This window comes from Enterocloster bolteae, assembly GCF_002234575.2.
Classification (GTDB): domain Bacteria; phylum Bacillota; class Clostridia; order Lachnospirales; family Lachnospiraceae; genus Enterocloster; species Enterocloster bolteae.
On the sequence record NZ_CP022464.2, the window covers coordinates 5,309,292 to 5,329,200 of the forward strand.

The following is a 19,909-nucleotide window of genomic DNA, read 5'->3' on the forward strand; positions in this document are numbered from 1 at the left end:
TGTATTTTTAATTAAGAGAATGGCAGCCCTTCATCCTCGATGCCATCCGGAATGCTCATAAAGCCTTCCCCGATGTCCGCGCCCTGGACCTGCCGCTGCTCCGGACCTCTGCCCGACGCTCCCTTGCTGTCCGCGAACTCCTGGTCATCCAGGACGATATCCGTTGTGTATACCTTCCGGCCCTCCTGGTTCACATAGCTTCCTGTCTGTATCCTGCCCGATACAAGCACCCGCATTCCCTGACGGAAATACTTCTCGGCAAACTCGGCAGCGCGGTCAAATGCAACACAGTTGATAAAATCGGCAGTCTGCTGCTCTGCGGAGCTGTCCTGTCCCCTGCGGCCCCTCCTGTCCACTGCAAGGGTGTACCTTGCAATGGCCATGGAGCGCTCACCCTGGGTGTACCTTATATCCGGGTCCTTGGTCAGCCTTCCCATTAGTATGACTCTGTTCATCTTCTCCTCCTGTTCTTCTTTGGTCCAAAAATGTATTCATATTCCGATATGTAGCCGGCCGCGGTCTTAAAAACCGTCTTATACCAGTACAACCCCTGCTTGTCCCTGTACAGCAGGTAGGTCCGGTCCCCTGACTGTTTCTTTCCGATGTATTCCGCCGGCCCGGCCTCTTCCGGCATGCTCTCTATGGACATAGCGGTTTTCATAGCCTCTGCCGTTTCATCCTGCTTTTCCAATCCTTACCACCTTCCAAAAGTCCCCGGCAGGGAACTCATAATCATCATTAATGGTGTATATGGTTTCCCCTTTCACCCGGCTTACGGATACTTTCTGGACCTTAACCTCGTAGTCCTTTTTCGGGCAGTTGTCCGGGTTGCCAATATCCGGGCACATCTCATATGGATCCGGCTCGTCGCACTCATAGCACTGTATCCTGTCCCGGAAGCGGATGGTCCTTCCAATCAGGTCCTCACAGGTCATCGTCCGGAAGGAAGAAGAATCCATCTTTTTCCGGCTCGGATACCGTTTCCTCCTGCTCATCCTCCTTGTCAAGATAATAGCGCCCAAATATATTAAAAAATTCCTGTCTTGTGTGTGTCCGCTCAAATGCTGCCTGTCCAATTTTGTGCAGTTTCTCTGCCTTATTCGCATCCGCGTGCACCCCTTTCTTGTTGTCCGTGTGGCAGGTTTTGCACAGGTGGACGGTCAGGCCATACTTTTCTGACCACTTCCTGTTTGTTCCGCCAAATATATGATGCTTTTCCAATGGCCCTCAGCGTTCGCATAAAAAACATTGGGTGACGGGTTCCGCCTCAATCACACTCTTCATCCTGCAACATCTCCTTTATAATTTCTCCCAGGCGTGCAATGTTCCTTTGGGTCTCCCGGGCATATTCCATGGTTCCGGTCCGCATCCATTGCGTTACTTCATCCGCCAGCCGGCAGCCTTCGTCCCGCAGGCTTTCCATTGGCTTTATGACCTGGGTGCCGTCGTGGCAGGTGATGTACTTCTCCGGGACGACTCCCGGATAATCCTCCACCTCCATCTGCACCGCTTCCTGCGGGCTGTTTGGCGTGTCCTCTTGCGGCTCCGGCATCGGGAATGTACCTGGCTCCTGGGGTTCCTGGGCCAGTTCTTCCTTTGGCGCCTCTTTTGGTTCCTCTTGTGGCTCCTCTTTTGGCTCCGGCGCTGCCTGGGTTTCCGGTTGTACCGGTGCAACTGCCTGCTTTTGGGCTGCTGCTTCCCGCTCCTGGTGTTCCTTGTCTTTCTGGATTCTCTGCGCCTCTGCCTGTCGGGCCTTCTCCCTCTCTTTGGCCTCCTGCTCTTTCCGCTTTTCCTCCGCCTTTCTTTCCGCTTCGGCCTTCCTCTGCCTCTGAGCTTCCTTTTCCTCCTCTGCCGGCGGATAGGGCTCCTCATACAGCGCGTTCCAGCAGTCCTCCGCGGTTTCCTCCGTGATAAGGCGGTGGAGAATACCCTGCAGGTCATTCCAGGCAAATTCTTCCTTGTCGTTGGTCCTGACATTCATTAAGATAATGGGCTGGCTCTTTCCGGATATGGTCAGCATCATTTTCCCCGTCCCCGGTATTCTGGCCATCTGTACGGCGTATCCCGACGGGGCAAGCAAGTCCATCAGGTATCCCGTCATATGCTCCCCGTCCATCTTCACGGCCTCGCAGAATCCCTGCAATGACTTCGGGTTGTCATGTATGTACTGATGCATAAAGCGCCCCAGATTGCTTTCCATGGCCTCCTGGGCCTCGTCAGGCTCCTCCATCATGACTTCAAGGTCCGTCACGTTCTTTTCTTCCTGGATTTCCTTTTTAATCTTTTGTATGTCGGGCCGGGTCAACTTTGGTGAAAGAATCTCAATCACCTCTGCCGGCAGGGTCAGCATCTCTCCCAGCTTTGCCACTCCATATCCCTGGAATCGCTCCGGCAGCTGGTCTGAATACCCATCCACGGAGAACCTTTTATTGATATTCATGAACCGCGATGTCTGGCTCCTGTCCAGCCGGTACTCGTTCCAGGCAAATTCTTCCATGGTTGCGTATCCGGATTCCTTCAGGATGTCCGTATCCGTGGCCACCCGGAGCATGTACCCGATCCGGACGAACCCTAATTCCGTCCTCTTTACCTCAGCGTCAAATGCCTCTTTGTATGTCTCATAGCTTGCATATGTACCGCTTTTATTCACTTCATCCATTTTATATGGCCTCCATAAAATCTTCCTCCAGGCACTTTAACACTCTGGTGTTGTTCTTTTCTTTCAGTTCGTCTATGTTCTTTTGTCGCTTGATGACGCTTACGCTGGCCAGTCTATGGTCCTCCTTCGTCAGACGGTTCTTTATTTCCCTCTGCCACTCCCGCAGAAATCCTCTTATCTCCTCAACGCCTGGTTCTTCATCCAGATACGACCTGTGCTGCCGGATCGTTCCGCCCGGTTCCACCTCAATGGTGTAATATGGGATATCCGGCTCAGCCTTCCTGCGGAGGAAACAGATGTATGTCTCCCTCTGCATGATTCGCTCGTAATAACGCTCGCTCCACCCGGTGCAATGATGAAGGGCACTCCCGTCTATGGCAATGTCAACCAGGCTCCTGGGTACAATCATCATGTATTCCTCATTCTGGTAGTCGTATTTATCGCGGATTTCTTCCAGTATCTTCTCTGCTCCCGGATACTTCTCCGCCATCTTCCTGGCCATTTCTTCGTTGGCTTTCTCGTCCCGTTTCAGCTGTTCCAGCATTCTTTCCTTCCGCATTTCCTCCACCAGCTCATTGTGTCTGCGTTTCAACTCCCTTGGCCGGTATACCATCTCGTCTGTTGTATCTTTCTTTTTTTGCCGGCACATGTCCAGGTAGTCCGCCCATTGTTCCAGGACTGCCCTTGCGCGCCTTCCGGCATATCCCTCTGCCTGCTGGCGTTTCACATAATTCATGACCTGGCGGGGTGACATCTGGGCTTGCACGAATGACAGGTTTGCCATTTCTATATTCTCGGATGTAAGCCATCCCAGGGTTTCCTGGTCTATCTTCTTTCCTGTTTCCTCAGCCCATCGCATCCACTGCACGGCATTCTCCCCTCCGTCACACTCCCGGATGCGGTTGATTATCTGCCGGTCAGAGAGATTAAATACCTCTTCTATGGTCTCTCCATCCTTATACAGAGGTCCGTAGTACTCACAGGTCCAGCAACTTACTTTTCTGGTTGTCTCCTGCAGCAGCCGGTTAAACCGGCCCTTGAACAGATATTCCACCATGTTTATCAGGCCTTTATTGCTTTGCGCCCACATCAGCCGGTTATACTCCAGTTTCTTCCCGGCCTCTGCCAGCTGGCGGAACGTCCTTTTCCAGGCCTCATAGCAGGTTCCCTCCAGCGCGGCCTCAATCCCTTCCGGATACAGGTATTCCTCGTTCATCCTTCGGTTGACTGGGTTTTTAATGTCGAAGCAGCCTCGGTTATCCCACGGAGAATTCCACTCAAACCCCCGGTCAAACTGGTTATAGTAAATGTCACATGCAAGTTTTTTGTGGTTTCGGAGCGGGAATACGCGCACCGCTTCCGATATTTCAATCTTGTGCCCCCGTCTTTCCCATGTGATTCTTATGTCTAAATGCCTCACCACGCTCCTGTCACTGTCTATATCCTGCATGACGGCGGCGTTCGTTTTTAGCTGTATGGCATGGGTCCGTGTTTTTGCCTGTATGGTTTTTCCGCAATAGGGGCATGTTATATGGTCATTGTGTCTTACCTTTTTCCCGTCCGGCCTTTTAAATTTTCCAGCGTTTCCATCCTTTCCGCAGGCCGTGCAGCTCCATCGTTCGGAATCCTTGTCATAAAAGGCATAATCCCGGTCCCCTGATGCCGTCTTGACAATCCATTCGTTAAAATCTTTCGGGAGAGGAGGGATTTTGTCCATCAGGTTCCGGATGCGCTCCAGACGGCGGCTCTCCTTTGACTCCCTCTGGTTGCTGTTGTAATCATTCTCCTTGTGCTTGATGCGGGTCAGTGGTTCCATCGTGCTGAATCTCTCCGGCAGCAGCTCCTTAATCAGCTTCTTATCCGCTTCGGAATTGATTGGTATGTTTCCGTCCAGATCGTAATACCAGTAATGCGTCGCATCGTATTCGCATAAGGTCTGGAGCACTGTCTGCCTCCATATGCCGGTCTTAATATAATAGGTCTCATATTCCCCTGTTATGGTGTTCATGCAGTACCGTCCAATCAGCTCCCGGTCCTTCCAGTAATTCAGTATCAGGATTTTCTCTACGGCCTGAGCGGTCAATACCGCCCCGTCCTGGTCCGGCCGCACCGGCTCTGTTTTTAATACGCTGCTCCGTTTCATCCCTCTGCCTCCTTCGGTTCCCTGCCCTCCAGGGTGTACCATGTATTCGGTTTTATAGTTCCGTTTACTTTAAACAGCCTTGCATCCTCAATCTCGCCGTTTACTTCCCGGATTAATCCCAGGACGCTGCCGGCCGCTCCCTTGACTTTGGGATGCGGGCCTCTGGCAATTGCCATGCTTCCCTCGCTCCATGCCTCTGCCTTATCCTTTCTGACGCTGCAGCACTGCATGTTCATTTCCCACTCCCGGAGCGGATGATTGACCATATACATCATGGCATGGCCAACCAGCTCCCGGAGGGACAGCTCCTTTAACAGGGTGATTTCTGTACAGGCCAGCTGGGTATCGGTCCCACCCAGTTCGTCCAGGCTTCCGGAGGCCTCCACCAGAAAATACCTGTTTCCGCATCCCAGCGGATACCACCGCAGACACTCTAACGGGTACTCGGCACAATGCGCGCCTGAATTCCGGCATTTGGATTTGCTTTCTTTTATGGTTTTTCCTATCTCATACTGAAACGTTCCTCTCCCGCAGGTGCAGGTCAGGTCCGCATTGAATCCTTTGTATGCAAGCATCTTACTGCTCCTTTCCCATGTAGTATTCCGTGATGATTTTCTTGGCACGTCCCATCCCTGGTATTCCCAGCGTTACCTTGTAATTGATTTTGACCGCCTTTAGGATGTCGCTGTCTACCGGATGCTGGTTCTTCATGCTCCATTCCAGCAGGGCCGCAATGCATCCCTTCAGGCTCTTTCCTTTCCGCCTGACGGCCACGGCCATCTCCGGTTCCTCCGCGCACCTCAGCTTGATGTACTGCAGCCAGTCCTCCATGATTTCGTACGGCTTCAATTCCTTTGCCTCGATGTCCAGTTTTCCGTAGGCTGCCATGAGCGGGGTCACAAAGGCTGCCACATAGCCGTCTATAAAGTCCATGGCATCCTCCTTGTCTATCCCGTTTTCCTCCGCGATGGCAAGGATGGCCTCGTTGTCTCCTTCCTTCCTCTGCGCCGCTGCTGCCCGGTTCATTTCGTCCGCGCTGTCAAATTCTCCAAATTTATCAAACATTCTGTTTCGCCTCCTCTATGTAAATTTCTCTTACCGTACTGGCGGAGATTCCCACCAGGCAGGATATCTGCGCATAGGTCATACCCATGTTTCTGAATGTCATAATTCGGCCCGCGTATTCCTTCCTGTTTATTCTGCGGCGGCCTGGGGCTTTTACCTCTTCAGGGCAGCTGTCGCTGGAGCATGCTATCCCCATTTCTTTCCGCATCCGCGCCAGTTCCCGCGCCAGCTGCTTCTGTGTCATACGGTTTAACTGGATGGCCTCGCCCCATGTCATACTGGTCTCATATGTGTTTCCCCTTACTCCGTGATAAGCCATGGTGACGATGTGTCCATGCGGTTTGATGACTGACATCTTTTCCAGGATGACTTCATCGTCACCCCTCCGACGCGGCCTGTAGCAGTACAGCCTGTCCCCTTCTTTTATCCGGCGTTTAAACGCCTCAACTTCAAGCGGTTCAATGCCGCCCTTTACTTTATCGTTTCCCGGCTTTCCCCCAGTATTTACTCGGTCTGTCCGGGATTCTTCCTGATGAGATTTCATGTTATCTTCCCTTTCCTAAATTCTGATTGCATCCATTGCCTGTATTCGTGGTGTTCGTCTGTAAACAGGTACCGGTGCGGGTCCAGCTCCTGAAGGATTTTTTCCCAAAGGTCCGCGTTCTTTACGGGTGTTCCCTTGGCGTTTCTCCACTCGTTTTTCTGCCACTGTCTGGCCCATCTGTTTTGCATTGCGTTGATAATATGCTGACAGGTGGTGTATATCCGCAGCTCACACGGGCAGTTCAGGCGGCCCAGGGCCTCTGCCAGGGCCGTAAGGGCGAGCTGGTTCTCTGTAGCCCGCTCCATGGCTCCCCGTCCCTCCCTGGTGGCCGGCGCCCCGTTCCTGATGCATTCCAGGAGATAAAGATATTCGCCGTCCTTCCTGGCCGGTCCATGGAAGGAGGTCTCTATGTAGATGTTCACGTCCTGCACTTTCCCTTGCTCCTTTCCGGTTCTGGAAGCTTTACCAGGAGGTAGTACAGGTATTTATACCCAAAATCATTTACCCATTCCTCCACGCTGCCTTTATCGAGATACCATCCTTCAGGCACCGTAATCTCGCCCGCACTAAAGGTTTTCTTCCGCTTCCGATGCTTTTTCATCTCCGCATGTACAAGATTCTTGCTGGGGTTATATCTTCCAGCCTGTTTTCCTCCATAGGTCTTTTGAGTCAGCTCTGAATATTCTATAAAATACCCTGCCAACTTACGGTAATTCCGATCCTTACGCATAGGCTCAAAATGTAGACCGCCGTAGGGCCATACATCCTTTATCAGTCTGACATCTATGGGGGAGACCACGATATGTATATGGCTCCCACCCCTGGGTCCCACTTCTGGCACCCATACATATTTGAGTACCTTGCCATTCCGATGATATATATTTCTTAATTTCCGTAGCACTTTAGTTATCTGCGAAATCAGTTCCTTTTTATTCTTTGGCCGGTTCTCTATGGCATAGTTCCAGGTTATGTACCAGCAGTCCGGCCCGAAGTTCTCATTCAAATCCAATGTAAGCCTTTGCATGGACCTCCGGATATTATTCTTCCTCTGCGATTCCGGGGTTGGCTTTTTCCGTTTCCGCCTTTTCCCCGCCCCCGGCTCCGGCCTGCTCCTATCATGATAGCTATAGTGTGCTTCCGTTATCCCTGCTGTTGCTATTTTTTCAAAGTACGGCATATACCTCTCCCGCTTGTCCAAAAGATAATAAACTTAACAAGTTGTAAAAGCGGTCTTAAACCGCCATAATCCTTGACTTTCGGTCCATCCACAGGTATAATGTATACATAGTGTTTTGGTCTGTGGAGGACCGGCTCCTGAAGCTATTTCCGTGGCTTCAGGAGCATTTTTTATTGTCAATGTTCATCCGGTTCCGGCCCTGCTTCCTCATCGCCTTCCCCTTCCATGAGACGGTCATATTCCTGTTTCCAGGCCATTACCTTTTCCATCTCGCTCTCCAGCTCATCGTATTCCCCGCCGGCATCCTTATACTCGTTAAACCAGGTTTTAAGCTCGTCCCAATATTCATCCAGTTCCTCCTGGTCATCCTGGTCCTTAATCCCCATCCGGTTTATGTACTGGATTTCCTCCCATATCCATGCGACATCATCCAGCATGTCCGTACCAATCAGCCAGACCAGGAAAGTCTTGTCCTTTAATATGGCGAAACCACATCGGTCGAACCATCGGTCGGCACACTCCCGCTCATCGGATCCGTTTGTACGTTCCCCACATATCAGGTCCGCAATGAAATTCTCCAGCAGTTCCCCGGCCGTCATGCTCACACTTCCGGCTTTTTTGCATAATCGTTCCATGTCCTCATCGCACAGTTCGATTGTCAACGTCCGTTTCTTCCTCATGTATTTTTCCTCACTTCCCATTTAAAGCCTCACGCCCATGGCCAACGCCATGACCACAATTGCCACTATCGTCATACCAATTGACCACACCAGCAGCAGGATAACCCATCTCCATTTCAAACCTGGTCTCCTGTTGCCTATAATCATTAGTATCCACCGCATTCCCTTTGCATTGGTAAGAGCCACTGTGTCCGGGCCAACATGATCCAGACGCCAGTCCGATTCCCCGGCCCAATACTCAAGTGGGATGATTAGCTCAATCTTTCTCTTCATTTTGTTTTCTCCTGATTATTTTTAAGGCTCGTCCCTCAGGGCCGCCTTTAGGCGGTCTGCTCCTTCTCTTTGTCAGAAAAATAAGCGGAATATATCTTTCCAACTCGGTCAAGGATTTTCTCCCTTTCCTCGGCAGTTTTCGCGATGTTGTCATCATAGATTTCCACCGTTCCATTGCCGATTTTGTATTCTGCTACTTTCATATCACCACCCCTCTCTGGTAGATTGTATGTGGTATTGGTTGTACTTCTTGCGTTGTCCTTCTCGCTTTCCGACTGGTAATCATCCCCTCACTGTGATACAATTTCCTTACAGGCCCCGGCAGGTCGAGTACAACAGAAAGGAGAATGTTACATGTATCACATAATTATTAATTTTGCAGACCAATCTTATAGAGAATTCAGTGGTATAGACAAAATTGAATACACTACCCCCGACGGATATCAGACAGTATCCGAAAAGGAAATACTCTCTCACCGTTTCCCCCTGCGTGGTACTTATTTTTTTCTATGGCGATGACATCTTTGCCTCAGTGGATATGAATCACGCTAAGACACTGGAAATTATTATCGAGCATTAGAATGTGATTCTCTTACCCTTATGTTAACTATTGCATAAGGGTAATCCCTTTTTATCTTTTTGTACCAATCTAAAACATCTGGTAATTCTTCTTTGCTTGTTTCAAAAACCAAAATAAACTTTCCCATCTATCTCCTCACCTCGCTTCCTATTCTGTTTCCAATGCATAGCAGTAGACTATCTAACCATTTTGGCTAACTGTTCCATGTCTTCCCGCTCTTTCCTCATTAACAGTGTGTTGGTTTTGAAGGGCCTGCTCCGAAAGGCAGGGGCTCTGCCATGTACTTTCTTTCCCATCCAAAATAGGAATGTTGAAATATACATTTTTCCAAAATTTCGATTCCCTCTTCTACTGTTGTTTCTTCCAATATTTTAAGAATCTCCACACCTTTTACTTTTTGTGAATCATTGAAATTCATAATCTGGCTAGCTTTCCTAATACATTCCGTACCGCTTTTATCCATCTTTCTCTCCACCTTCTTTCCTGCTGGCAATCATCCCCTCACTGTGATACAATTTTCTTAACAACCCCTCCAGGTTGAAATAAACAAAAAAGGAGTGACTTTATGTCTTCATTCAATCCATTTTCAATTCCATCATCTTTGCTAAACGAAGCTACTATTAAATTTGATGTGGAGCGCGACAATTCTGTTATTTGCTCTTCCCGCGGATTCTTCTGTGGAAAAAACTACCCGAGCACTATCCAACTTGTTGAGAATGTTGATATCAAAAACGGTGATTGGCTCATTGATACTACTACAAACCAACGCTATTATGTTTTAGATGCCCACCCCATCATAGTTGGCGGCCAGCCAGTAGACTGGATGGTGAAGTACCAAACGGAACTTGAATATAAGCAACAACTAAACGTAAACAACAATTCAACTACTATCAATATTCACTCTGTCAACGGGAATTCCGCTATTGGAAGTCAAGCTAATGTCGTATTTAACATTGGTTCTAATTTATCTGACATTGAAGCTATTATTGAAAAACTTTCTCCAACAGAACAAACAGAGGCCAATGAACTCCTCACGATTTTAAAAGATACCACTGAATCTAATCATCCAATATTGGTTGAAGGCGCTTTATCCAAGTTCTCGAATCTTATCAAAAAGCATTCTGACCTTCTCATCGCTATCGGAGGATGGGCTGTACAGTTGTTGATAGGAACTAAATGACATCTTATTTTTATTAGCAACACTTTTACAGAACTCATGATTTAGATTTGTCATACATATCTGGCCTTGAAGTGCAAGTTCAAGGTCGGATATTTTTTTCTCCATAACCATCCACTTTTTCCTTGATATCCACATTTTTCTCACCTCTCTTCCTATTTGGTTTCCAATGTGCCGCTATATACTATCCGGCTTTTCGTGGACCATTCTTCGTATTACATTCTGCATTCTGGCTGGCCAGTAGTAAATTTCCTCCCATTACCAAAATGCTCCTTCTGGGTTCAGACAAGTTTCTGTAAATCTTTACAAGCATCTCCATCTCACTACTGCTGACTTCCAAATCTTTCTTGTTCATTTTCTCACCTCGCTTTCCAGTTGCCTATGTTTACATCTTAGTATATATTCGCTACATTGTCAATACCTTTTTGTTGACTTACGCTACCTTTTGTGTTACTCTAATACTATCAGTCCGTGAGAGGGGGTGAAATGTTTGAATGAACGACTCAGAGAGTTAAGAAAAAAATGCGGATTAAGCCAAGAAGAATTTGGGAAAAAGCTCGGTGTCACCAAAACAGCTGTAAGTAAAATGGAATTAGGTACATATCAAATAACAGATACAATGTTGAAACTTATATGTTCAGAATTTAATGTGAATGAAAAATGGCTTCGCTCTGGCGAGGGAGGCGAAGGCGATATGTTTATTAAACCACAAAAAAACGACCTTATTGCCAGGGCCGCTCAATTATTGGGTGAGAAGGACCCAGTATTTGAAGCGTTTGTCGCCACATACAGTAAACTGAGTCCTTCCAATCGTAAAGTTTTATTGGAGTTTGGATTAGAGTTTTTAAATAATCTTGATATACCGGACGATAATTAAGTTTCTTCATTCTTACTTTTATCAGGGTATGAATCAGCGAATGAATATACTGCAATTACATAATCAATATCTTCACTCTTTTCAATTAGATCAAAAATTAACTGTTTGTAATCATCAATTATCATAATATGTACCACCCTTTCCCTGTAGCCGTTATAACGACTATTTTACTATTTGAACGTGATGGCTGTTGAAAATCCTCGAAATATGTAGTTTTGTCCACTATTGTGGACAAGGTCCAGGATTCAGCGCTTTACATTCACTGTGAACAGTTTCGCAGGCGGCACGCCTAATGCCAGGGAAAGGAGGCACATGGTATGCAAAGTGGGGTCCCGCTGACCATTTTCGATGAAGCTTATCTCGGATTTGCTGATTCCTGATTTTTCAGAGAGTTCCCGAAGGGTTATCTTTTTTTCCTCCCTGAACTCTTTGATATGAAAGATTATTTCAACGTCCATTTCATCACCTCGCAGATAGTATCTGCTTAAAGTGATGAAATAATTCGGAACTTACGTTCGTTTTTCATTATATCAGAACATTTGTTCCTTTTCAATATGTAGAATTAAATAGCCATTGGCTTTTTAATAATATTTTATTCATAGGAGGAAGAGTTATATGAGAAAGACAAAGTTAATCATGGTGGCCGCACTGTCATCCGTGGCAATTACTGCTTGCGGAGGAAGTGCTACTCCATCCGAAACAACGGCTGCTGTTACAGCAACTGAAACAACAGCGGCTGCAGAAACAACCGCTGCTGCCGAGGGAGAAGCTGCACCTGAAACCGAGGCCACTAAAGAGGAGGAACCAGTTGAAGATGAAAGCATTCCGACAGAATATAAGTCAGCGCTTAAAAAAGCCGGTTCTTATAGTGATATGATGCATATGTCTAAGATTGGTATTTTTAAACAGCTTACCTCTGAGTATGGCGATAAATTTTCCGAGGAGGCCGCCCAGTATGCCGTTGATAATATGACGGCTGATTGGAATGACAATGCTTTGAAAAAAGCTCAGGACTATAGCGAAACAATGCACATGTCCAAACAGGGAGTATACGATCAGCTTACGTCTGAATATGGTGAGCAGTTCACTCCTGAAGAAGCACAGTATGCCATTGACAATGTCACCGCTGATTGGAAAGCAAATGCGCTGGCAAAGGCAAAAGATTATCAGGATACTATGAGTATGTCCCCAGAAGCAATCAGGGACCAGCTTTCTTCTGAATTTGGTGAGAAGTTCACACAGGAAGAGGCAGCTTATGCTATCGAGAACCTTGATTAAACAGCCTTAACGGCAACATGTAAGCAACAACAAAAGCCGTGCAGTGCCTCAGCACAGAACGGCTTTCACGTAGATTCTCTCTTGCCGGACGCTCCGGAAGATATAATCTGTCTCGCAAACTAATTATATCATTTCTGGTACGTCCTTGGCAAGGGGCGTATTTTTGTACCTTTTATTTCATACCATATTTAAGGAGATGATATTATGTTGGACCCGAATGGGATTTATTTTGCTTATCTTAGAAAGTCGCGTGAGGATCGTGAGGCTGAGCTCCACGGTTATGGCGAAACACTAAAGAGACACCAACGAATGCTGGAGGATCTGGCTAAATACCACAAAATAAAAATTGCTAAATTTTATTCCGAAGTTGTATCTGGTGAAACAATCGCATCCAGACCACAAATGCTGGCTATGCTGGATGATATTGAATCATTGTCCCCAGACGGAGTCCTGGTAGTTGAGATAGAGCGCCTTGCTCGAGGAGATACAAGAGACCAAGGACTTGTTTTAGAGACTTTTAAGTACTCAGGAACAAGAATTATAACCCCCATGAAAATTTATGACCCCACGGACGAGCGCGACGAGGAATATGCCGAGTTTGGTTTATTCATGAGCCGCAGAGAATATAAAACCATTAATCGAAGATTGAGAGATGGCAAGATTGCCTCCTTCAACGAGGGAAAATGGACTGGAAATAAAGCCCCTTTTGGATATGAAAGGGTAAAGCTTGCTGGCGAGAAAGGGTTTACCCTTAAAATCGTACCAGAGGATGCTGATGTGGTGCGGTTGATATTCCAGTTGTTCATTTATGGCTCTAATGCGTCAAACAACATCCCCGTGGGCACATCTAAGATATGTCGGATTTTAGATAACCTCCATATCAGCCCGCCTATCGGTGAGACTTGGCAGCCATGTACGATACGACAAATATTGTCGAATCCTACCTATATCGGTAAAGTTCACATGGGGCGCAGGAGTACCCAAAAGAAAACTTTAAATGGTGTAGTCAAGATTTCCCGTCCAATAAATAAGAATGCAAAAATAGCCGATGGGTTGCATCCTGCGATAATTGATGATGCACTTTTTCTTAAAGCGCAGGAGAAGAGAAAAGCAAACTACCAAAAACCTTTCTTTGAGGGTATCAAAAATCCATTGGCCGGCTTGATATACTGTTCTGTATGCGGCAAATCCATGTATCGCCGCCCAGCCGGAAAACGTTGCAAAGAAGATATGATTCAATGCACTACGCATGGATGTCCTACTTCCGCATCCTATTATCATTACATTGAAGAAAAACTATTGGTATCGCTTAATAAATGGTTGGAGGATTATAGAATACAGGTAAAAGATATTTCCCCTGAAAATTATGCACAGCAGCTTAATTTGCTTCAGTCACAACTAAATGCTGCGCAGAACGAGTCTGAAACCTCTAAAAAACAGCTCTCAAAAGCCATGGACTTGTTAGAGAAAGATATATACTCTGTGGAAATGTTTCAGCAGCGTGCATCGGAACTGAATGAGAAGATAGCTCTGTCCAGTAGAAGTATTTCTGATTTGTCAGTCAAAATAGATTCTATTCGCACAAAAGCAGTGCAAAAAGAAGAAGTCATTGCCCGCTGGGAGAGAATTCTCTCTTTGTATCCGCAAGTAGATGACCCCGCGGTGAAAAATGCGCTAATGAAGGAGCTCCTAACACGTATTGAATACTCAAAGCCTCATAAAGGAAACCGTCAGAACGGCGGTATGGACCAGTTTACGCTTAAATTGTTTCCACGTCTTTAATTTTTCCCTTTACGTATAGAGATTGTGTACACATTCCTCCGTACCGATATCGGTCAAGGTTCCCTTACACTCTTTATATGGCATGGCGTAGCGCTGGGAAAGATAACGCATGGAGGCGCCCATTTCGCCGTCCGGCCCACCATACTGACTCATTATAAACTGAGCCATCTGGGCATTGGGCTCTTTGATATTAACTGGAAATTCCAATCTCTTCTCATAAATCCACATTAATAGCACCCTCCTTCCCATGGCCACGGATCGTTAATCCAGGACCAGTATGCAGCATCTGTATTAGCGGAAGCTGTCAAAGGTCCAAACTGCGCCTCAAAGGCTGCGGCGGCGTTTCTGTATGCGTTTGCCATCTGATTATAGTAATCAATGGCGGCTGCGTCACATGGATGGGTGTCAAGGTAGAGGTTGGCATCAACCACTGCAAAGCCGGCCTGGTCCACTTCACGAAGCATGGCCTCACGGGAGGCATTAAAGTCGGGATTCATCATCTTCCGCACCTCCCGTAATTAAACTGTAAATCCAGGTCAGGGAAAATAGTCCCCTGGACAAGGCCTCTTTCAGGGGCATAGGTGGTCTGCCACTGCTGCCACGGTACATAAGCCATGGCCACCGGAAACTGCTGTTCCAGCACGCCTCCCTCTGTGGAGGGACACGACATATTGGCTGGCTGAGTGACTGGGGCTGCAGGTGTAGGATAGGAAAGCGCAGGATTGCTTCCCCATGAGTCCCATGGGAATGCGTTCATGTCCGGATAATCCGGACTTGTATAAGAACCGCATCCATTTCCAAACGATGTACCGCAAGACATGCGGCCGCGGCCGCAGCACTGGGTACTTACATCTGTATAAGAATCCATAGGTTGGATACTCCTTCCAATTATCTTTTTCTACTATAGTTTATGAGAAGAAAAACAACGGGTGACAATAAAATACATTGAGACAATCACTCACACTTTGTCTGGGCGTCCCATATGATATAGTACAAACCAACAAAAAAGGAGAGTACAATATATGTGTTGCTTTAGACTTTGTAGATGTGGATGGAATCGTTGTAATTGTGGATGTGGCTGTGGCTGTAACAACAGTGGTTGTGGATGCGGCAGCAACAGTGGCTGCTCTTGCGGCGGCAGTAACAGCGGATGCGGCTGCAGCAATGACAGTGGCTGTGGCTGTGGATGCGGCAGTAACAGCGGATGCGGCTGTGGTTGCTCTTGCGGTGGAGGAAACAACAGCGGTTGCGGCGGCCATGATATCTGTGCAGGCGCCAGACGCCAGGCATACAGGGAAGGCTTCCGCAATGGCTATTGGGAAGGCTTCAACGATGCAACCTGGGGCAATCCAGGCTGCGGCGGCCCCACCCCCCGCACGGCCGGAGGACCTGGTCCAGCTATCGCCGAAAACAGCTGCGGCTGTAACAACTAATAGAAATTGGCAAACAACAGGTATACGGAACAGGGCCTCCTACGAGGCCCTGTCAGACTGTAGACAAACTGGTTTTGGGCTTTGTATCCCAAAGCCAGTTTTCTTTTATTAACCAAATTGCGTTCAAAATAAAGTTTGTGAAATGGGCTTCTCCCCATTTCGCTTTCATCCTGGCCAGCTTTTTCAGATTCATGCAGGCAAATGTAAGCCCGACTTTCATTTCCATTCGGGCTTTTCCAAACATCTGTGTATATCGAAAACCATGATTCTCCTTTGCACTTCCAAAGATTCGTTCTATGGTTTCTTTCCTTTGTGAATATAATTCTTTCATACCCAGGGTTTGGCGGATCTCCTCACACATCTCCATGTAAGGTTCCCATATGTGGCGCATAACCGTCTTTACATGATCTTTGCTTTGGGTACATTTTGCAAGATAGGCACAGCTTGCACAGGCACTTCCACAGCTTTTGTACTCGCGATATCCCTCACGGTTGGTTGTTCGATAGGTCAGCACCTGATTGTTGGGACAGATATAGCAGTCGTAATACTCATCATAAACGTACTCGTATTTCTTGAAGAAACCCTCTTTTGTCAGGGGGCGTTTGTATGGTAGGAGCGGTTTGACTCCTTGATCGATCAAAAGTTTTGCTATACCGGGAGTTTTATATCCTGCATCGGCTATCAGGGTCTCTATTCCGATCCCTTTTATCTTGTCATATAAAGACTTGAAGGTTCTGCTGTCATGATTGTTCCCGGGATGAACGCTATAGCTGAGAATCCATCCATTCTTATCACATGCGGTCTGTACTGCATAAGCAAATACATGTTTATGTTCTCCTTTGCGAAACCATCCGCTTTCCGGATCAGAAGTGCTTGCTTTCACTGTCTTTTCTTCTTTGCCGCCGGCTCCACCGGATGGTGTATTGTTGTCATCCTCTTTTTCTTTCAGCGGACGTTTCCCGTGTGCTTCACGGTCTTCATTGATTTCCTGTTTCAGCAGATCTTCAAAAAATAATGCCTCATCATGAGCAATACGCTTCTGCATCTTTTTATTGTTTGCTCTGGCTTTTACATGGGTGGCATCCACAAAAACTTCATTAGGGTCTACCAGCTTAAATTTGTAGCATTCAGAAAGGATATGCGCGAATATCTGTTCAAACAGGTCGGTGTCTTTAAAGCGTCTCGTATAGTTCTTTCCAAAGGTTGAAAAATGTGGCACTTTATCCAGCATATCCAACCCGAGGAACCAGCGATAGGCGACATTTACCTCAATCTCTTTTACCGTCTGGCGCATGCTTTTAATGCCATAAAGATATTGGATGAAAGGAATCTTGATCAGCATGACGGGGTCCATACTGGGGCGTCCGTTGTCCTGACTGTATTTATCTTCTACCAGTTCATAAATGAAGGACCAGTCGATTGCTTTGTCGATGATCCGCAGCAGATGGTCCTGTGGAACCATGTCATCCATGCAAAACAACTGAATCTGTTCTCTTTTTTTATCCGCATTCTGTGTCATCATAAGCATCTCACCGCCTGTATTTGATACATCTATTATACCAAAAAAGAGCCTCAAAGTCTTGTAAGTGCTGACTTTTCTGGCTCAATCGCGAAGAAATTCCGAGGCACTTGTCCTCGGAATTTGTCTACAGTCTGACAGGGCCTCCTACGAGGCCCTGTTTTGCATCTTCTCTGTTTTGCATCTGCTCTTTTTTACACACTCTTTCTTTCCTAATCACCTCTACATCACAGACGACCATTGACAATCTTCCTTTTTCTGGTATATAGTTAGCTTATATTCACTATCATTTCATACATAGAACCACAGGAGGTTTTCCATATGGATGCACAAAAACTGGAACAGATACAGAAGGTCTTTGCCAACGACCGTTTCGCTACGGATAACGGGGCTGTCATTGAGCAGGTGGATGAGGGATATGCAAAATGTTGGTTGGAAATACAACCACACCATCTTAATGCAGCCGGCACAGTCATGGGAGGGGCCATCTTTACCTTGGCTGACTTTGCCTTTGCGGTTGCTTCCAACTGGAACAAGCCCCTCCATGTCTCAACCACATCCCAGATCACCTACCTGGGTGTTGCCAGAGGCACACGCCTCATAGCGGAAGCCAGAAAGGTAAAGGAAGGACGGAGCACCTGCTACTATCTGGTGGAGGTGAAGGATGACCTGGGCAATGAGGTGGCCCACGTAACGGCCAGCGGTTTCTCCAAAGGATAGAGGAATCAATCACCCGCATCCTGCGCCTTCTCTCCAAATATGCCAAGCCGTATTTCCGGGGTATCAGGCAGCAATCATGCAAAGGTGCCGAGAAATCATCTCAAATGATGGTTTCTCGGCACCTTTATCTTACCTTTATCTTACCTTTATCTTACCTTTATCTTACCTTTATCTTACCTTTATCTTACCTTTCACTCACTATCCATTATATTCCGGTCATACCAGACTACCAGCACATTTCCTCATTACTGTACAGCACCAATCCGCCGTCTGTCACTGCCCTGGCTGCCGTCTCTCCGTCAGATGCCTTCACAATCATTGCCCTGCGGTTGGCGGAAGCCAGTGCGTACATGTACTCAATGTTCAGCCCCTGGCTGCAGAGGATATGTGTCATCTTGTGCAGTTCCCCCACCTGGTCCTCTAGTTTTACTGCCAGCACATCGGTCAGCATGGCTGAAAATCCTTTTTCCCTCAGCGCTGCCTTTGCCTTATCCGGATCAGACACAATCATTCTCAGCATACCGTACTCCGTGGTATCCGCCATGCTGAGGGACAGTATGTTGATGTCCTGCTCCTTCAGTACTTCTGTGACCTGCTCCAGTCTGCCTTCACGGTTTTCTATAAATACAGATAATTGTTTTACAAACATTCTTGCACCCCGCCCTTTCTTAATTCAGATTCCTCTTGTCAATCACATGCTTCGTTTTACCCATGCTCCGCTCAATGCTCTTTGGCTCCACCAGCTTTACCTTCACAGCAAGACCTATGGCCTGCTGAATCATATAGGCGATCTTTCCTGTCAGATTCTCCAGCTCCCGGATTTCATCTGAGAAGAATCGCTCCTCCACTTCCACCTGCACCTCTAAGGTGTCCAGATTGTTCACACGGTCCACAATCAGCAGGTAATGAGGCGTGGTGCCGCCCATTTCCAGCAGGGCAGACTCTATCTGGGATGGGAATACGTTGACGCCTCGGATAATCAGCATGTCATCGGTCCTTCCTGTGAATCTGGCAATCCTGGCCGTGGTCCTTCCGCACTGGCAGGTACTGTGATCAAGGCTGGTCAAATCCTTTGTGCGGTAACGGATTAAAGGCAGCCCTTCCTTGGTCAGGGTGGAAATAACCAGTTCGCCGGTCATGCCGTCTCTCAGCGGCTTCAATGTATTCTGGTCCACGATCTCCGGCAGGAAATGGTCCTCATGAATATGGAGTCCCTCATGGAACTGGCAGTCTGTGGCAACGCCCGGTCCCATGATTTCGCTGAGGCCGTAGATATCGTGGGCGTGGATTCCCAGCTGACGCTCAATCTGGGTTCTCATTTTCTCAGTCCAGGGCTCTGCTCCGTTGATGGATGCCTTCAGTTTAATCTTATCCTTGACCCCCATCTCCTCGATGGTTTCTGCAATATGAAGAAGGTAGGACGGCGTACACATGATTCCTGTCACACCGAAATCCACCATCATGGTCACCAGCTTCTTGGTGTTGCCTGTGGACATGGGGACCACGGTGGCTCCCATCTCCTCTGCACCATAGTGGGCTCCCAGGCCTCCGGTAAACAGACCGTATCCGTAAGCCACCTGGATGATGTCATTGCTTCCCAGTCCGGCCATGGTAATGCACCGGGCCACGCACTCACTCCACACGTCAATGTCCTTGCGGGTATATCCCACCACCGTGGACTTTCCCGTGGTGCCGCTGGATGCGTGGATACGGGTAATCTGGGAATTAGGCACCGCAAACATGCCGAAGGGGTATGTATCTCTCAAATCATCCTTTGTGGTGAACGGTAGCCTTTCCAGGTCCTCGATTCCCCGGATGTCTCCCGGCTCCAATCCTACTGCCTGCATTTTCTTGCGGTAATACTCCACACTGTGGTACACCCTGTCAACTAATTTTCTCAGCCTTGCGCTCTGCAGGTTGGTCATCTCATCCCTGCTCATGCACTCCTTTGTCTCATTCCATATCATTTGCCTGTAACCCCTCCAACTCTCACATGACATAT

The 19,909-nt window shown here is 47.5% G+C and carries 30 protein-coding genes and 1 pseudogene; 6 read left to right on the forward strand and 25 right to left on the reverse strand.

Annotated features, from left to right (window positions below; translation table 11 throughout):
- Window positions 1–11 precede the first annotated feature (11 nt).
- The 16 genes from CGC65_RS24540 to CGC65_RS24605 form a co-directional block, all read right to left on the reverse strand.
- Complete coding sequence (locus tag CGC65_RS24540) at window positions 12–455, reverse strand: single-stranded DNA-binding protein (RefSeq protein WP_002578650.1); 444 nt, start codon at window positions 453–455, stop codon at window positions 12–14.
- A complete protein-coding gene (locus CGC65_RS24545; RefSeq protein WP_002578649.1) occupies window positions 452–691 on the reverse strand; it encodes a hypothetical protein in 240 nt (79 codons plus the stop codon). The genes CGC65_RS24540 and CGC65_RS24545 overlap by 4 nt, the downstream gene beginning before the upstream one ends.
- Entirely contained in the window at window positions 675–995 is a 321-nt protein-coding gene (locus CGC65_RS24550; protein WP_227130073.1) for a hypothetical protein, read from the reverse strand. The genes CGC65_RS24545 and CGC65_RS24550 overlap by 17 nt, the downstream gene beginning before the upstream one ends.
- The gene (locus tag CGC65_RS24555) at window positions 925–1,221 is read right to left on the reverse strand and encodes a hypothetical protein (protein WP_002578647.1); all 297 of its coding nucleotides are present in this window, start codon (window positions 1,219–1,221) and stop codon (window positions 925–927) included. Before CGC65_RS24555 ends, CGC65_RS24550 begins: the two co-directional genes overlap by 71 nt.
- Before the next feature lie 46 nt (window positions 1,222–1,267).
- On the reverse strand, window positions 1,268–2,659 hold the full coding sequence (locus tag CGC65_RS24560; RefSeq protein WP_002578646.1) for a hypothetical protein: 1,392 nt from the start codon (window positions 2,657–2,659) through the stop codon (window positions 1,268–1,270).
- Window position 2,660: 1 nt separating this feature from the next.
- On the reverse strand, window positions 2,661–4,802 hold the full coding sequence (locus CGC65_RS24565; RefSeq protein ID WP_002578645.1) for a PcfJ domain-containing protein: 2,142 nt from the start codon (window positions 4,800–4,802) through the stop codon (window positions 2,661–2,663).
- Window positions 4,799–5,377 carry a DUF7666 domain-containing protein gene (locus CGC65_RS24570; RefSeq protein WP_002578644.1) on the reverse strand — a complete coding sequence of 193 codons (579 nt, stop codon included), beginning with the start codon at window positions 5,375–5,377 and terminating at the stop codon, window positions 4,799–4,801. The genes CGC65_RS24565 and CGC65_RS24570 overlap by 4 nt, the downstream gene beginning before the upstream one ends.
- Window position 5,378: 1 nt before the next feature.
- Window positions 5,379–5,867 (reverse strand): hypothetical protein, encoded by a 489-nt coding sequence (locus CGC65_RS24575; RefSeq protein WP_002578643.1) that lies wholly within the window; start codon window positions 5,865–5,867, stop codon window positions 5,379–5,381.
- On the reverse strand, window positions 5,860–6,411 hold the full coding sequence (locus CGC65_RS24580; RefSeq protein ID WP_002578642.1) for a hypothetical protein: 552 nt from the start codon (window positions 6,409–6,411) through the stop codon (window positions 5,860–5,862). The genes CGC65_RS24575 and CGC65_RS24580 overlap by 8 nt, the downstream gene beginning before the upstream one ends.
- Entirely contained in the window at window positions 6,408–6,842 is a 435-nt protein-coding gene (locus CGC65_RS24585) for an RNase H family protein (RefSeq protein ID WP_002578641.1), read from the reverse strand. The genes CGC65_RS24580 and CGC65_RS24585 overlap by 4 nt, the downstream gene beginning before the upstream one ends.
- Complete coding sequence (locus CGC65_RS24590) at window positions 6,830–7,588, reverse strand: rolling circle replication-associated protein (protein ID WP_002578640.1); 759 nt, start codon at window positions 7,586–7,588, stop codon at window positions 6,830–6,832. The genes CGC65_RS24585 and CGC65_RS24590 overlap by 13 nt, the downstream gene beginning before the upstream one ends.
- A 176-nt stretch (window positions 7,589–7,764) precedes the next feature.
- Entirely contained in the window at window positions 7,765–8,268 is a 504-nt protein-coding gene (locus CGC65_RS24595) for a hypothetical protein (RefSeq protein ID WP_235622273.1), read from the reverse strand.
- A 21-nt stretch (window positions 8,269–8,289) separates the two neighbouring features.
- Window positions 8,290–8,541: a hypothetical protein gene (locus tag CGC65_RS24600; protein WP_002578638.1), complete on the reverse strand. Its 252-nt coding sequence runs from the start codon at window positions 8,539–8,541 to the stop codon at window positions 8,290–8,292.
- Window positions 8,542–8,588: 47 nt separating this feature from the next.
- Window positions 8,589–8,744: a hypothetical protein gene (locus CGC65_RS31445; protein ID WP_002578637.1), complete on the reverse strand. Its 156-nt coding sequence runs from the start codon at window positions 8,742–8,744 to the stop codon at window positions 8,589–8,591.
- 363 nt (window positions 8,745–9,107) lie between these two features.
- Window positions 9,108–9,248 carry a hypothetical protein gene (locus tag CGC65_RS31105; RefSeq protein ID WP_154656946.1) on the reverse strand — a complete coding sequence of 47 codons (141 nt, stop codon included), beginning with the start codon at window positions 9,246–9,248 and terminating at the stop codon, window positions 9,108–9,110.
- 99 nt (window positions 9,249–9,347) lie between these two features.
- On the reverse strand, window positions 9,348–9,584 hold the full coding sequence (locus CGC65_RS24605; protein ID WP_002578635.1) for a hypothetical protein: 237 nt from the start codon (window positions 9,582–9,584) through the stop codon (window positions 9,348–9,350).
- Window positions 9,585–9,686: 102 nt separating this feature from the next.
- On the opposite strand from CGC65_RS24605, the gene CGC65_RS24610 reads away from it, so the two are divergent.
- A complete protein-coding gene (locus CGC65_RS24610; RefSeq protein ID WP_002578634.1) occupies window positions 9,687–10,301 on the forward strand; it encodes a hypothetical protein in 615 nt (204 codons plus the stop codon).
- Window positions 10,302–10,482: 181 nt separating this feature from the next.
- On the opposite strand, the gene CGC65_RS31450 is transcribed toward CGC65_RS24610, so the two are convergent.
- Window positions 10,483–10,653, reverse strand: a complete 171-nt coding sequence (locus CGC65_RS31450) for a hypothetical protein (protein ID WP_002578632.1) — start codon at window positions 10,651–10,653, stop codon at window positions 10,483–10,485.
- A gap of 126 nt (window positions 10,654–10,779) precedes the next feature.
- Here CGC65_RS31450 and CGC65_RS24620 point away from each other — a divergent pair, with 126 nt between their 5' ends.
- Window positions 10,780–11,175 carry a helix-turn-helix domain-containing protein gene (locus tag CGC65_RS24620; protein WP_007037991.1) on the forward strand — a complete coding sequence of 132 codons (396 nt, stop codon included), beginning with the start codon at window positions 10,780–10,782 and terminating at the stop codon, window positions 11,173–11,175.
- Here CGC65_RS24620 and CGC65_RS32145 read toward each other — a convergent pair.
- Both CGC65_RS32145 and CGC65_RS24625 read right to left on the reverse strand, forming a co-directional pair.
- Window positions 11,172–11,300 carry a hypothetical protein gene (locus CGC65_RS32145; RefSeq protein ID WP_002578630.1) on the reverse strand — a complete coding sequence of 43 codons (129 nt, stop codon included), beginning with the start codon at window positions 11,298–11,300 and terminating at the stop codon, window positions 11,172–11,174. The genes CGC65_RS24620 and CGC65_RS32145 overlap by 4 nt on opposite strands.
- 120 nt (window positions 11,301–11,420) lie before the next feature.
- Window positions 11,421–11,633 (reverse strand): helix-turn-helix domain-containing protein, encoded by a 213-nt coding sequence (locus CGC65_RS24625; protein WP_002578629.1) that lies wholly within the window; start codon window positions 11,631–11,633, stop codon window positions 11,421–11,423.
- 157 nt (window positions 11,634–11,790) lie between these two features.
- Here CGC65_RS24625 and CGC65_RS24630 point away from each other — a divergent pair, with 157 nt between their 5' ends.
- Complete coding sequence (locus CGC65_RS24630; RefSeq protein ID WP_002578628.1) at window positions 11,791–12,453, forward strand: Ltp family lipoprotein; 663 nt, start codon at window positions 11,791–11,793, stop codon at window positions 12,451–12,453.
- Between the two features lie 204 nt (window positions 12,454–12,657).
- Window positions 12,658–14,235 carry a recombinase family protein gene (locus CGC65_RS24635; protein WP_002578627.1) on the forward strand — a complete coding sequence of 526 codons (1,578 nt, stop codon included), beginning with the start codon at window positions 12,658–12,660 and terminating at the stop codon, window positions 14,233–14,235.
- A gap of 24 nt (window positions 14,236–14,259) precedes the next feature.
- Here CGC65_RS24635 and CGC65_RS24640 read toward each other — a convergent pair.
- The 3 genes and pseudogenes from CGC65_RS24640 to CGC65_RS24650 all read right to left on the reverse strand — a co-directional run.
- Window positions 14,260–14,463 (reverse strand): annotated as a pseudogene (locus CGC65_RS24640) (manganese catalase family protein); the annotation flags it as partial.
- Window positions 14,463–14,735: a spore coat protein CotJB gene (locus CGC65_RS24645; protein WP_002568896.1), complete on the reverse strand. Its 273-nt coding sequence runs from the start codon at window positions 14,733–14,735 to the stop codon at window positions 14,463–14,465. The gene CGC65_RS24645 and the pseudogene CGC65_RS24640, both read right to left, overlap by 1 nt.
- On the reverse strand, window positions 14,732–15,103 hold the full coding sequence (locus CGC65_RS24650) for a spore coat associated protein CotJA (protein ID WP_002568897.1): 372 nt from the start codon (window positions 15,101–15,103) through the stop codon (window positions 14,732–14,734). The genes CGC65_RS24645 and CGC65_RS24650 overlap by 4 nt, the downstream gene beginning before the upstream one ends.
- 77 nt (window positions 15,104–15,180) lie before the next feature.
- Here CGC65_RS24650 and CGC65_RS31110 point away from each other — a divergent pair, with 77 nt between their 5' ends.
- Window positions 15,181–15,780: a hypothetical protein gene (locus tag CGC65_RS31110; protein WP_154656947.1), complete on the forward strand. Its 600-nt coding sequence runs from the start codon at window positions 15,181–15,183 to the stop codon at window positions 15,778–15,780.
- Here CGC65_RS31110 and CGC65_RS24660 read toward each other — a convergent pair.
- Window positions 15,721–17,196 carry an IS1182-like element ISClbo1 family transposase gene (locus CGC65_RS24660; protein WP_080637201.1) on the reverse strand — a complete coding sequence of 492 codons (1,476 nt, stop codon included), beginning with the start codon at window positions 17,194–17,196 and terminating at the stop codon, window positions 15,721–15,723. The two genes, CGC65_RS31110 and CGC65_RS24660, sit on opposite strands and share 60 nt — an antisense overlap.
- A 312-nt stretch (window positions 17,197–17,508) precedes the next feature.
- Here CGC65_RS24660 and CGC65_RS24665 point away from each other — a divergent pair, with 312 nt between their 5' ends.
- A complete protein-coding gene (locus tag CGC65_RS24665) occupies window positions 17,509–17,907 on the forward strand; it encodes a PaaI family thioesterase (protein WP_002565473.1) in 399 nt (132 codons plus the stop codon).
- Between the two features lie 226 nt (window positions 17,908–18,133).
- Here CGC65_RS24665 and CGC65_RS24670 read toward each other — a convergent pair whose 3' ends face one another.
- Window positions 18,134–18,556, reverse strand: a complete 423-nt coding sequence (locus tag CGC65_RS24670; RefSeq protein WP_002565474.1) for a hypothetical protein — start codon at window positions 18,554–18,556, stop codon at window positions 18,134–18,136.
- Between the two features lie 19 nt (window positions 18,557–18,575).
- Window positions 18,576–19,874, reverse strand: a complete 1,299-nt coding sequence (locus CGC65_RS24675; protein ID WP_002565475.1) for a phenylacetate--CoA ligase family protein — start codon at window positions 19,872–19,874, stop codon at window positions 18,576–18,578.
- Between the last annotated feature and the right edge of the window lie 35 nt (window positions 19,875–19,909).